This window comes from Bizionia myxarmorum (assembly GCF_008086205.1).
Classification (GTDB): domain Bacteria; phylum Bacteroidota; class Bacteroidia; order Flavobacteriales; family Flavobacteriaceae; genus Algorimicrobium; species Algorimicrobium myxarmorum.
The window spans coordinates 700,357-713,695 of sequence record NZ_VSKK01000001.1; the positions used below are offsets into that span (position 1 = coordinate 700,357).

At 34.3% G+C, this 13,339-nt stretch carries 14 protein-coding genes; 11 read left to right on the forward strand and 3 right to left on the reverse strand.

Features of this window, described 5'->3' with window-relative positions; all coding sequences use genetic code 11:
- Positions 1-71: 71 nt before the first annotated feature.
- The 9 genes from atpG to ES674_RS03200 all read left to right on the forward strand — a co-directional run bounded on the left by atpG (position 72) and on the right by ES674_RS03200 (position 8,808).
- Positions 72-932 (forward strand): ATP synthase F1 subunit gamma, encoded by an 861-nt coding sequence (gene atpG / locus ES674_RS03160; RefSeq protein WP_148402529.1) that lies wholly within the window; start codon positions 72-74, stop codon positions 930-932.
- A 341-nt stretch (positions 933-1,273) separates the two neighbouring features.
- Positions 1,274-2,734: an oligosaccharide flippase family protein gene (locus ES674_RS03165; RefSeq protein ID WP_148402530.1), complete on the forward strand. Its 1,461-nt coding sequence runs from the start codon at positions 1,274-1,276 to the stop codon at positions 2,732-2,734.
- A 1-nt stretch (position 2,735) separates the two neighbouring features.
- Positions 2,736-3,170 (forward strand): dUTP diphosphatase, encoded by a 435-nt coding sequence (gene dut, locus ES674_RS03170; RefSeq protein WP_148402531.1) that lies wholly within the window; start codon positions 2,736-2,738, stop codon positions 3,168-3,170.
- Positions 3,171-3,311: 141 nt separating this feature from the next.
- On the forward strand, positions 3,312-4,328 hold the full coding sequence (locus tag ES674_RS03175; protein ID WP_148402532.1) for a sugar phosphate nucleotidyltransferase: 1,017 nt from the start codon (positions 3,312-3,314) through the stop codon (positions 4,326-4,328).
- A 36-nt stretch (positions 4,329-4,364) separates the two neighbouring features.
- Positions 4,365-5,726 (forward strand): tetratricopeptide repeat protein, encoded by a 1,362-nt coding sequence (locus tag ES674_RS03180; RefSeq protein ID WP_148402533.1) that lies wholly within the window; start codon positions 4,365-4,367, stop codon positions 5,724-5,726.
- 17 nt (positions 5,727-5,743) lie between these two features.
- Positions 5,744-6,502, forward strand: a complete 759-nt coding sequence (locus ES674_RS03185) for a DUF4292 domain-containing protein (protein ID WP_246125962.1) — start codon at positions 5,744-5,746, stop codon at positions 6,500-6,502.
- A gap of 2 nt (positions 6,503-6,504) precedes the next feature.
- Positions 6,505-7,731, forward strand: coding sequence for a murein hydrolase activator EnvC family protein (locus tag ES674_RS03190; RefSeq protein ID WP_148402534.1), 1,227 nt, complete (start codon positions 6,505-6,507; stop codon positions 7,729-7,731).
- A 78-nt stretch (positions 7,732-7,809) separates the two neighbouring features.
- Positions 7,810-8,340 (forward strand): hypothetical protein, encoded by a 531-nt coding sequence (locus tag ES674_RS03195; protein ID WP_148402535.1) that lies wholly within the window; start codon positions 7,810-7,812, stop codon positions 8,338-8,340.
- A 117-nt stretch (positions 8,341-8,457) separates the two neighbouring features.
- Complete coding sequence (locus ES674_RS03200; RefSeq protein ID WP_148402536.1) at positions 8,458-8,808, forward strand: hypothetical protein; 351 nt, start codon at positions 8,458-8,460, stop codon at positions 8,806-8,808.
- Positions 8,809-8,889: 81 nt separating this feature from the next.
- Here the strand turns inward: ES674_RS03200 and ES674_RS03205 are convergent, their stop codons facing one another.
- Both ES674_RS03205 and ES674_RS03210 read right to left on the reverse strand, forming a co-directional pair.
- The gene (locus ES674_RS03205) at positions 8,890-9,399 is read right to left on the reverse strand and encodes an acyl-CoA thioesterase (RefSeq protein ID WP_148402537.1); all 510 of its coding nucleotides are present in this window, start codon (positions 9,397-9,399) and stop codon (positions 8,890-8,892) included.
- 313 nt (positions 9,400-9,712) lie between these two features.
- Positions 9,713-10,654: an HU domain-containing protein gene (locus ES674_RS03210; RefSeq protein WP_148402538.1), complete on the reverse strand. Its 942-nt coding sequence runs from the start codon at positions 10,652-10,654 to the stop codon at positions 9,713-9,715.
- Positions 10,655-10,758: 104 nt separating this feature from the next.
- Here ES674_RS03210 and dprA point away from each other — a divergent pair, with 104 nt between their 5' ends.
- Both dprA and ES674_RS03220 read left to right on the forward strand, forming a co-directional pair.
- Complete coding sequence (gene dprA / locus ES674_RS03215; RefSeq protein ID WP_148403624.1) at positions 10,759-11,862, forward strand: DNA-processing protein DprA; 1,104 nt, start codon at positions 10,759-10,761, stop codon at positions 11,860-11,862.
- A gap of 14 nt (positions 11,863-11,876) precedes the next feature.
- On the forward strand, positions 11,877-12,332 hold the full coding sequence (locus tag ES674_RS03220; RefSeq protein WP_148402539.1) for a hypothetical protein: 456 nt from the start codon (positions 11,877-11,879) through the stop codon (positions 12,330-12,332).
- Here the strand turns inward: ES674_RS03220 and trpS are convergent, their stop codons facing one another.
- Entirely contained in the window at positions 12,333-13,301 is a 969-nt protein-coding gene (trpS, locus tag ES674_RS03225; protein ID WP_148402540.1) for a tryptophan--tRNA ligase, read from the reverse strand.
- Positions 13,302-13,339: the final 38 nt, after the last annotated feature.

Sequence of the window (13,339 nt, forward strand, 5' to 3'; positions counted from 1 at the left end):
GAAAACAGAGAAAGAATTAAATATTTGAACGAATCAATCCCGCTCCTTTGGAGAGGTTAGGAGAGGAAAATATGGCAAACTTAAAAGAAATACGTAACAGAATAACATCCGTATCCTCAACGATGCAAATTACCAGTGCCATGAAAATGGTATCGGCTGCAAAGTTAAAGAAGGCACAAGATGCTATTACAGCTATGCGTCCTTATGCAGATAAGTTAACCGAGCTATTACAAAATCTAAGCGCAACTTTAGACGCTGAAACTGGAAGTAAATTTTCAGAACAGCGCGAAGTGAACAAAGTTCTTATTGTAGCTATCACCTCAAATAGAGGTTTGTGTGGTGCTTTTAATTCAAATATTATTAAGGCCGTTAACAGAATTTCTACTGAAAGATATGCTGGAAAACAAGTTTCCTATGTAGCCATTGGTAAAAAAGCAAACGATGCATTCAAAAAAACAGGATGCATTATTTCTAATAAAAGTGAAATTTTCGAAGATTTAACCTTCGAAAATGTTGCTGATGTTGCCCAAATGCTAATGGATAAGTTTGTTGCTGGCGAATTTGATAAAATCGAAATCGTTTATAACAAATTTAAAAACGCAGCTACTCAAGAAATTATGGTCGAGCAGTTTCTACCAATTGTTCCAATTGAAAAGGATGAAAATGTAACATTAGATTATATTTTTGAACCTTCAAAAATTGAAATCATTGAGCAACTAATACCAAAATCTTTAAAAACACAATTATATAAAGGTATTAGAGATTCCTTCGCTTCAGAACATGGCGCACGTATGACAGCTATGCACAAAGCAACGGACAACGCAACCGAGTTACGCGATCAATTAAAATTAACTTATAACAAAGCACGTCAAGCATCTATTACTAACGAAATCTTGGAAATTGTTGGTGGAGCGGAAGCTTTAAACAATTAGACGTAGCGATAGCGAAGTCAAATGTTAAACAGAGCGGAAGCTTTAAACAATTAGACGTAGCGATAGCGAAGTCAAATGTTAAACAGAGCCGAAGCTTTAAATAATTAGACGCTGCGATAGCGGAGTCAAATGTTAAACAGAGCAGAAGCGCTTAATAATTAAGAATTTTTTTAGAACGTAATTTTTATAAATTCTATATCAGACCTTTCAAGTTCAAAACCTGAAAGGTCTTTTTATTTCTAATAAAGACTAGAAAGATATTGTCAAATTAAAAACATTAACCAAAGACTTTCATAGGTGTTGGTAATTCAATACATTTAGAGCTACACATTTACTTAATTTTGGGCGGACTCAAAGCACTTTTTAAACAAACTTTTATTTACGGATTAGCGACGGTTTTACCCCGTATGTTAAGTTTTATTTTGGTACCACTATACACAACGGAAGGTGTATTATCATCTGTAGCAGAATATGGCAAAATCTCGGTAATTTTCTCATACTTTGTGCTGTTTAATGTTGTTTTAGCCTATGGTATGGAAACGGCATTCTTTCGCTTTTTTAATAAGGATGAAAATCAAGATTCGGTTATTGGTACATCAGCCATATCACTAATTATATCATCCTTTGGCTTTTTCATTCTGGCTTTGTTATTTCAAAATCAGATTGCGGCATTTATAGATATTGATGTTAAATACATCAAACTGGTTATATGGATTCTACTACTGGACGCCTTGGCAATTATACCATTTGCTTGGTTTCGCGCTACCCAGCGCCCAATGCGGTATGCCATTATAAAAATATTAAACGTCGCTATTAATTTGGGTCTCAATATTTTCTTTTTATTATACTTGGCCGATTTAGCAGAGCAGAAAACACTTTTTGAAAGCATCTATTTACCAAATTTTGAAATCAGCTACATATTTATAGCAAACCTAATTGCAAGTGGTGTTACGCTAGCATTTATGGTGTCTTTCTACACTAAAATCACCTATAGTTTCAATACTGCCTTATGGAAAAAAATGATGCGTTATGCCATTCCCGTTTTAGTTGCAGGTGTTGCGTTCTCGGTGAATGAAACTTTTGACCGTATTTTATTAGATCGCTTGTTACCCAACGATATTGCCGATACCGAAATTGGTATGTATTCCGCTTGTTATAAAATTGCGCTGTTTATGACGCTTTTTGCAACCGCGTATCGTTTAGGTATTGAACCCTTCTTTTTTAGTCATGCGAAAACCGAGAACCCGCAAAAAAATTACGCACGTATTTTAGAGTTCTTTGTCGCATCGGGATCGATTATTTTACTGTCTGTGGTCGTTTTTGCAGATGTGTTGAAACCTTATATTGTAAGAAGTGAGGATTACTGGGAAGCCATGTGGATTGTTCCTATTATTTTAATTGCGAATTTCTGTTTAGGTATTTATCACAACCTATCCGTTTGGTACAAAATTACGGACAGGACTAAATTTGGTGCTTATATATCCATAATCGGCGCTTTAATAACTTTAGCGATAAACATACTATTTATTAAAACGTACAGTTATAAAGCATCGGCTATTGCCACTTTAATTGCGTACACCATCATGATGTTGCTATCGTATTATTATGGCCGTAAATATTACCCAATTCCTTATAATTTAAAGAAAATTGGTGTTTACATGATACTTTCCATTGGACTTTCTGTAATATCGTTTTACTATTTTAGAGGTAACTTTGCCATCGGAATCCCAATGTTAATTGTATTTTTGGGCATCGTATATATGTGGGAGCACAAACAAATTAGACAATTATTAAAATCATAATATGACTATTAAAATCATCAATAAATCCAATCATGCCTTGCCTCACTATGAAACTATGGCGTCCGCAGGTATGGATTTACGGGCGAATATTTCAGAATCACGAATTTTAAAACCATTGGAGCGCAGCATTGTGGGAACTGGATTATTTATTGAACTTCCTATCGGTTTTGAAGCCCAAGTAAGACCACGAAGCGGATTAGCAGCTAAAAATGGGATTACCGTTTTAAATGCTCCTGGTACCATTGATGCCGATTATCGTGGTGAAATTGGCGTGATTCTAGTTAACCTATCCAATGAAGATTTTACCATTCAAAACGGGGAACGCATTGCCCAATTAGTTATCGCAAAGCATGAACGTGCGGAATGGCAAGTAGAAGAAAGTCTATCTGAAACGGATAGAGGTGAAGGTGGTTTTGGGAGTACGGGTCTAAAATAGTCCCACCCCAACCCTCCCATCGGGAGGGAGCTTAAACCTGCACAAACATTAAAGTTTTCGCAATTATGCGATAAAGAAATAAAAATATATTTTTAATTATAACAAAAATTCCCTCTCTTTTGGAGAGGGTTAGGGAGAGGAATGAAAATAATCGTACCAATGGCAGGAAGAGGTTCTCGCCTTCGTCCACATAGTTTAACCGTGCCAAAACCATTAATTCCTGTTGCGGGTCAACCCATCGTTCACCGTTTGGTTAAAGACATTGTTAAAGTTCTAGACCAACCGGTTGAAGAAATTGCTTTCGTTCTAGGCGATGCTGCTTGGTTTGGTGATGATGTAGTAAGCAGTTTAAAAGCTTTAGCCGAGTCTTTAGGTGCTAAAGCATCTATTTATCGCCAAGATGAACCTTTAGGAACTGGGCATGCTATAATGTGCGCCAAAGATTCTTTATCGGGTCCAACTGTTATTGCTTATGCGGATACTTTAATTCGTGCCGATTTCAAACTAGATCAAGAAGCCGATTCTGTTATTTGGGTAAAAAAGGTAGATAAACCGGAAGCTTTTGGTGTAGTAAAATTAAATGACTCTAATGAAATTATAGAGTTGGTTGAAAAACCAAAATTCTTTGTTAGTGATTTAGCCGTTATTGGTATATACTACTTTAAAGAAGTGAGCGTTTTAAAAGAGGCTTTGCAACATGTATTGGATCATAATATTGTTAATGGCGGCGAATACCAAATTAACGATGGTATTAAACGCATGATGGCAGCTGGTAAGGTTTTTAAAACGGGTCAAGTGGATGAGTGGATGGATTGCGGAAATAAAGCCGTAACAGTAGAAACAAATGCGCGGATGTTGGGATTTTTAGATGCAGATGGGGAGAAGCTTATTGCAGACGACTTGAAAATTGATAATTCTAAAATTATTCAACCATGTTTTATTGGCAAGAATGTTGTTCTTAAAGATGCTATAATAGGTCCCAATGTATCCATTGGTGATGGTTGTATTATAGAATCATCAACCGTTAAAAATAGCTTAATTCAGAACCACACCACTATAAAAAATGCTAATTTAGACGAGGCTATGATTGGCAATCACGTGACTTATAATGGTGAATTTACCAAAGTAAGTATCGGAGATTATTCGGTTTTAGAATAAGTAAAATACGTTCATTCAGCCTATTTAATCTTGAAAATGAAAAAAAAAATCTATTTAGTGCTATTGCTCTTCGGAATGTTAACTATTTCGCAGACAAGCTATGCGCAAATAGATTATAACAAAATCAATCAAGATGATTTAGGGGATTTTGAAGATTTGCAACAAGATTATTTCTTTGAAGCTCTTAAACAAAAGGGTATTGAAAATTATGATCGTGCGGCTGCAGCGCTTCTTAAGTGCATAGAATTAGATAAATCCAAATCGGTTTACTATTTTGAATTAGGTAAAAACTATAATAAGCTTAAAAATTTCGGTGCTGCTGAAGATGCGCTTAAACAAGCCGTTAAAATGGAGCCAGAAAATGAGTGGTATTTAGATGAATTGTATGACATTTATGCCCAGCAGGACGATTTTCCTAAAGCCATTAAAGTCTTAAAGCAGTTGGTGCAATACCATCCCGATTACAAGGAGGATTTGGCAACCTTGTATGTTAAAACCAAAGATTATAAAAATGCTTTAAAGGTTTTAGATGAAATGGATACTGAATTAGGTATTTCCATGACGCGAGATCTTATTCGAAATCAAATTTATGACATTACAGGTCAGAAGAAAGAGCAAATAGAAAATTTGGAAGAACGTGTGGAAGACAATCCCGATCAGGAAACCAATTATTTAGCACTTATTTATCGTTACAGTGAAAATAACGAGAAAGATAAAGCTTTTGAAACGGCTAAAAAATTATTGGAAATCAAGCCGAATTCACAATTAGTACATTTAGCACTTTACAAATTTTATATAGAAGATAACAAGGCCGAACAAGCCATTGCATCGATGAAATTAGTTATTGAAAGTCCGCAAATTAAACCGGCGGCTAAAATTATGGTCCTTTCAGATTTTGTTCACTTTGTTTCAAAAAACCCCGAATATGAATCTGATTTAATAGAAGCTACAACCCTTGTTACAGATGATAAAACGGGAAAATCGGCATTAGAAGTTGCGCAGTATTACCTTAAAAAGGGCGAAAAGGATAAAGCCTTGTCTTATTATGAAGATGCCTTAAAAAAGGATTCTGATAATTTTGGCCTCATTAGAAATATTCTTTTACTACACATAGACTTAAAAAATTACGATAAAGCTCAAATTATGAGCGCTTCAGCATTGAATAGATATCCATCTCAACCTATATTTTATCTCTTAAATGGCGTGGCTTTAAATGAACTTAATAAATCTAAAGATGCTGTTGATACTTTGGAAATTGGTTTAGATTATATAATTGACGACACTAAAATGCAAGCTGATTTTTACAAACAATTAAGCATAGCATACACAAATTTAAACAATACAACTAAGGCTAAAACGTTTTTATACAAAGCCCAACAACTTGAGTCCTCGAATTGATGAATAGAAATATAAATATGTCCTGGCTCCTTTCCATGGTTCTTTTAATGGTAATGGGCTGTAAGTCTACAGCAACTTTAACCTCTGGCGAAGCGGATTTAACGCTGTCCAAAAAAGAGGTATTAAAGGCACATCATAAATTTACACCCGTTTTTAAAACCTTGCAGGCCAAAGTACGCGTGGTGTATAGCGAAGGCGAGAAATCGCAAACACATACGGTTTCGTTGCGTATGGAAAAGGATAAGGTTATTTGGATAAATTCTGCCTTAAACTTAATTCGTGTCATGATTACACCAGAAAAAGTTCAATTTTATAACAAATTAGACAATACCTATTTTGATGGTGATTTCAGTTATTTAAGTGATTTGCTAGGTACGGAATTAGATTACACTAAAGTTCAGAATTTATTATTGGGAAATGCTATTTTCGAAATCGATAAAAACCATTACAACATGACCGTTTTTGAAGAAGCTTACTTGTTTCAACCTAAAGAACAATTGCCGCTTTTTGAACTTTTTTATATTATTAATCCGGCCCATTTCAAATTAAATTCACAGCAATTACAGCAAGTAACGGAAGCTAGATTCTTACATGTTGATTATTTAAAATATCAAATTATAGAGAAACAAAGTTTACCAGAACAATTAAAAATAATAGCTTTGGAAGCCGATAGCGAAACGATTATTGAAATAGAGTTAAAATCTATTAGTTTGAATGAATCTTTACGTTTTCCGTTTAAAATTCCTTCGGGATTTGATGCAATTGATTTAAAATAATCATGATAAAACCAACGCAAACATATTTATTACTTTTTGGCTTTCTGCTAATATCAGCTTTGGGCTTTTCTCAAAGTAAAAAACAACAGGAATTAGAGGAGCGCAGACAAGCTTTACGTACTGAAATCAGGCAAATTAACGATTTGCTTTTTAAGGGTAAAACCGAGCAGAAATCGCAAATAACCTTGATAGAAGATATGAATTATCGGGTAAATGTGCGTAAAAATTTGATTCAAGTTACCAATCAGCAAGCCAATTTATTAACGCGTGAAATAAACGATAATCAAAATAAAATTACTGAATTACGTGATGAACTGGAAACGCTAAAAGCTAGCTACGCCAAGATGATTGAAACTTCATACAAGAGTAAAAGTGAGCAAAGTCGCGTGATGTTTTTACTTTCATCTACCAATTTTAAACAAGCCTATAAACGGATTCAATATTTGAATCAATATGCGAATTATCAGAAGGAACAAGGCGAATCTATTAAATCTAAAACAACCGAACTCCAAGAAACAAATACGGATTTAGTAAGGCAAAAAGGCGATAAGCAAAAGCTGATTGATGAAAACCGTGTGGCACAACGCGAACTAGAAAAGGAGCTGGTGCAACATCGGGAAATGATGGCGTCTATCAATAAGAATTTAAGTAATTATACCTCTCAAATACAGAAGAAGCAAAACGAAGCAGAAAAAATTGATCAAGAAATTGAAAAAATTATTCGTGAAGCTATTGCGGCATCCAATAAAAAAGCCGGTAAAACAACCACGGCATCTAGTGGGTTTGCCTTAACGCCGGAAGCCGCTGCCTTGGCTAAAGATTTTGTTTCCAATAAAGGAAAGTTATTATGGCCTGTAGAAAAAGGGGTGGTTAAAGTCCGTTTTGGAAAACAACCGCATCCGGTAGTGAAATCTGTTACCATTCAAAGTAATGGTGTGCGAATTGCCACAGAGAAAAATGCTCAAGTTCGTGCTATTTTTAATGGTGAAGTTTTACGAATTATTTCATCTAAAAACGGAAATCCAACGGTTTTAATTCAGCATGGTAACTATATTTCAGCCTATTCAAACATGGCTAAAATATATGTAAACAAAGGTGATAAAGTAAGCACCAAGCAAGCTATTGGTGAAGTTTTTACCAATCCAGCAAATGGTGAAACCATACTAAACTTCAGTATTTTTAAAGAAACGAAAACCGTGAATCCAGCGGAATGGATTTATAGGATGTAAAATTCCTGCGAAGGCAGGAATCTATTTATTTTCGATAAATTATAATTGGTCTTAATCAAAATGGTTTATAAAATAATAATGCATAAAAGGCAGTATATTAAGATTAGTAATTTCCTACTAATCTTTTTTATAGTAGTGTTTTCGTGTAATGCACAAGAAAGTTCACTTGAAAAAAATCTTTTAAAAACGTATTTAACTGAATACAAAAAAGAGAACAAAATCGACACCATATTTTTAGATAGTAATAATTCAAACAAAGAATTAGTTGAAAGAACGGAAAGGATTTCATTGAGAGATTCAAGTAAAATTGATGATTCTATTCTTAAATTATTAACGTCACAAAAAGAAATATCTAATTTCAGAAGTCAAATCAGTATTGGTGATTGGTCTCATAATTTAAAATTACCAAAAGTTGTCTTATGTGATTCAGTTTATATAGATAGACTGCATGTTTCTAAACCAATTTATACAATTAATAAAAAGTATGCTTTAATTTATAACTACAAGATTAATAAATCAAACGTCGTATTCTATTTACCTATAGATGTGTATTCTTTTAAAAATGATAACTGGGAGAAAGTATTTACTATAAAAGACAATGGTTTTTGAAAATTATTAAAAGAAACTTAAAATCTGATTATCTTAACCTAGATTCTTCACGTTTCAAAAATTAAAATTCATTTTTTAAATCCTTATAAATCTATGTTTATTGCCGCAAATCATAATATGAAAAACAGCCTCTTTATTCTCTTCATTTTTGCCCTAATAACATCCTGTAGTTATGGAGTAGATTTCGAAATTCAAAATAATACAAATACCCAAATTGATTCCTTAACTATTACAAACGGCTTTAATACTGTAAAAATATTTGATTTGAAGCCTCAAGAGATCTACAAAACGTTTCTAGATTTTAAAGAATATAATCCGAAGCAGGATGGCTCATTTGGTGTTCACGTGTATTCAGAAAATTCGGTACGAGCTGAATTATTTGGTTATTATTCAAACGGAATACCCTTGACTAAATCATATAAACTAGAAATTAAAAAAGACACTATTCTAGTTAAAAGTGTTGATTAATCTATAAGTTAAAAACAAAAAATAGCCTGAATGAAACATTCAGGCTATTTTTTTATAATCAATATTATAAGTTATAATGGCTTATTGAAACAACGCCTTCAATTCGGTTGCTTCATTTGGTTTCATTTTGCCAGCCAAAACCAAACTCAATTGTTTACGTCTTAAAGCTGCTACAAAACGCTCTTTTTCTAATTTGGTTTCTGGTGTAATTTCAGGAACTTGAATAGGTCTTCCTGTTTCATCAACAGCCACAAAGGTGTAAATAGCTTCATTTGCTTTATCGCGTAAACCAGATTCACGATCTTCAATCCAAACATCAATAAACACTTCCATAGAGGTTTTAAACGCACGTGACACTTTAGCTTCAACAGTTACAACACTTCCTAAAGGAATTGAACGGTTAAAAGCTACATGGTTTACAGAAGCGGTAACTACAATACGACGACTATGACGTCTAGCAGCGATACTAGCTGCACGATCCATACGCGCCAATAGTTCACCTCCAAATAAGTTGTTTAACGGGTTGGTTTCACTTGGCAGTACCAAGTCAGTCATTATGGTTTTAGATTGCTCTGGTGTTTTTGGTGTCATCTTGCCATTTTTTAAATGCGCTGCAAAGGTAAGATGAAAAAGTGGAATTATGGTTTGGGGAATGATACTTCTCGATACAATCTTTCGTGCCTCGAAATCATTCGAAGTGACGCAGGATTTAATTTGAACTATCACGTCAGTTCCAGTCTTTATTTTAGCGGCTTCTCGATACATCACAATAAAAAAGTCGTGAAACTCGAAGTGACGGATAATTTTATTGTAATTGGTTTAGCAGTCCACGTCAGTTCGAGTGTTCATTTAAGCGAAAGCGAAAATGAAAGTATCGAGAACGACAACTAAATGAGAACAAAAACTACTCTTCCAATTGCTTTACCAATAACCAAGCATCGTTATTGTGATCTTTTTTAACGGCTCTTAAAGCGTTAAGAGCGTCTATGCGGTTTTCAAAACTGGCATAAACCACTTCATGTAAACCATATTTATTCGTGCCGATTTTTCGTGCAGAATAACCCAAGTCTTTCAGTTGATCCACTTTTTTATCGCTGTTTTCCTCTAAACGGAAAGCTCCAGCAATAATATGATAATTCCCATGCTGTTTTTTAACGTTCAACGTTACGGCAGGCAATGGATTATTAATAACAAAGGTTGCTTCTTGAATTTTAGTTTCAAGTTGCGTATTGGCTTCTTCTTGCGCTAATTGATTATGCGTTTCAATTTGATTCACATAATAATTTGAAGCAGCAAAACCACCAATAGTTAAAGCAATTAATCCAACAGCTGCATATTTTAAATAGCCGAGAGATTGACGTCTTTCTGGCGTAACGCTAATAGGAACAACTTTCTCAATGGCTTCTACCGTTTTTTTATGCGTTTCACGTGTAACTTCTGGCGTCGTGAATTGTGACAAACCAAAGGCATCCGTTAAATAGTTATAACTATAAGACGGTTCAAATAACATATTACCTTCATTATTTAAAGACAAACTACCAATGTTTTCAAAAGCAATGGTTTCGCCTTCAACTAAATAGGATTTTAAGTATTTAACGCGTTTTTTAATTTTTTTAGAAGCCTCTTCGTAAGGAATTTTCTCAACATCAGCAATATAACGTGCTAACAAGCCGTCATTTTCTTGAATTTGCTCATTAAAAGACAATACCTTTTTTGGTGGATAAAAGGCATGTGTTGTTTCATGTATCGTTGCCGACACACGACGTGTTAAAAACGAGCCAAATTCAGGCACTGTCACACATTCGTAACGGTAGAGTAAATCGCTTATGTAAGGTTCTAATTGCATAAAAACAAAGTTAGGAATTTTTGCATACCAACAAAAAATCTTGCTAACAATTTATTAACATCTGAAAATTTCTTTACTTGTATACTCAAAATCAAAACAGTACCATGACCGATAATCGCTTATTACATATTTTGGCGCTTCAGCATGTGCCGTTTATTGGAGATATTTCTGCCAAGAAACTCATTAATCATTGCGGTTCTGTAGAAGCAATTTTTAAAGAGAAAAAACACCATTTACTTCAAATTGATGGAATTGGCACGAATGTGATTCGCGATTTATATAATAAAGAACATTTTAAAGCAGCAGAAGCTGAAATGCAGTTTATTTCTGAAAATAACATTACCTGCATATATTTTATGGATGAAAAGTATCCTCAGCGTCTAAAACATTGCATTGATAGTCCAATTTTATTATTTCAAGCAGGTAATATAAATTTAGAGAACGAACGTATCATCAGTATTGTAGGAACGCGAAATATTACAACATCGGGTGTCGATTTTTGTAATAAGCTGATTGAAGAATTGGCGCCATTTAATCCCATTATTGTATCGGGTTTTGCTTATGGAACAGATATTACCGCTCAAAAAGCCGCAATAAAACACGGTTTACAAACTATAGGTTGTTTAGCTCATGGTTTAAATCAGATTTATCCAAAAACGCATAAAAAGTATATGGTAGATGTGGAAAAAAACGGCGGATTCCTCACCGATTTCTGGAGTTCAGATCCGTTTGATAGAAATAATTTTTTAAAACGAAATCGGGTAATTGCCGGTGTTAGTGAAGCAACCATAGTTATTGAATCTGCTGAAAAGGGTGGAAGTTTAGTGACTGCTGATATTGCGAACTCTTATAATCGGGATGTGTTTTCGGTTCCAGGACGTACAACGGATAGTCAAAGTGTGGGTTGTAATAATTTAATTAAATTTCAGAAAGCTCATTTATTATCTAACCCATTGGATATTCCGTACATGTTGAATTGGGAATTGGAAACTAAACAAAAACCAAGTATCCAAAAACAATTATTTATAGAATTGGAACCGGACGAACAGATTATTTATAATTACCTAAAAACAAAATCTAAAGAAGAATTAGATAGTATTGCCATTGATTGTAAATTGCCGACTTATAAAGTAGCTGGTTTACTACTGAATATGGAACTAAAAGGGGTGATTAGACCGTTGCCCGGGAAATTATTTGAGATTATATAAAAAACTAAAAATTTATGACTTTACAACTCGAATCATATTTAGGAAACCCAATTGAATCATTATCTCCATTGGTTACTGAATTCGAGAAAATTACAAAAACATTTAAATTATGTTCTGAACAAGATTTCGCTGGCATGAAATACAATGAAATCTTGGTATGCCTTAAAGATGATAAGAGGATAGAATCCATTTTTGTTAATTTCCCTTTTATTATAACGGCTTTTGAATATACTAATATAATTTCTAATTATGGGTCTCCTGATAATTGCATTGTAAAAGATAAACTTGAAACCGTAAGTAAATCAGATAGTTTTAATCAATCTTTAGTCAAACGAAACTACTCAACCAAGGAAGTTGAATTTAAAGATAAACCGCTTTGCATGCTATGGAACAAAAATGATTACACCCTGAAAATCATGTTTTATTACGAACAAAACGGCATGCAATTAATATTTAGTAGCAAGTATTAGTTAATACCCAACCTTCCCACGAACCCGCGCAATAACCGTATCAGCAACCTTTCCTGCTTTTTCAGCACCAATTTTTAAGGCGGCATCGATTTCGTGGAGATTATTCATATAGTGGTTATAACGTTCACGTGGTTCAGCAAATTTGTCTACAATAAGTTCAAACAAGGCCTGCTTGGCATGACCGTATCCATAATTGCCTGCTTCGTAATTGGTTTTCATGGTTTCTATTTCGCTTTCAGATGCTAATAAATTAAATAAAGCAAAACAGTTACAAGTAGCCCAATCTTTAGCATCTTCCATGGCCGTACTATCCGTTTGAATAGACATTACTTGTTTGCGAAGTTTTTTATCATCTAAAAATATGTTGATATAATTCCCACGACTTTTGCTCATTTTTTCACCATCAGTTCCAGGAATTAATAGCTCATTATCGGCAATTTTTCCTTGTGGTAATACAAAGGTTTCGCCCATTTGCGCATGAAATCGTGCGGCTACATCACGGGTCATTTCAATATGTTGTAATTGGTCTTTTCCAACCGGAATAATTTCGGCATCATAAGCCAAAATATCGGCAGCCATAAGCATTGGGTAGGTAAACAGTCCGGCATTTACATCCTCTAAACGGCCTGCTTTATCTTTAAACCCATGCGCTAATGTTAAGCGCTGGTAGGGAAAAAAACAGCTTAAATACCAAGACAATTCCGTAACTTGTGGCACATCACTTTGTCTATAAAACACCGTTTTTTCAATATCTAATCCAAAAGCCAACCAAGTCGCCGCCGTGGAATAGGTATTGTGCTTTAATAATTCCGCGTCTTTAATTTGTGTCAGCGTGTGTAAATTGGCAATAAATAGAAACGAATCGTTTTCTGGTTTATTAGCCATGGTTACAGCCGGTAAAATTGCGCCTAAAATATTTCCTAAATGTGGTGTTCCTGTGCTTTGTATGCCTGTAAGTATTCTTGCCATATTAATTTCCTGCGAAAGCAGGAATCTCGTTTTAAGTT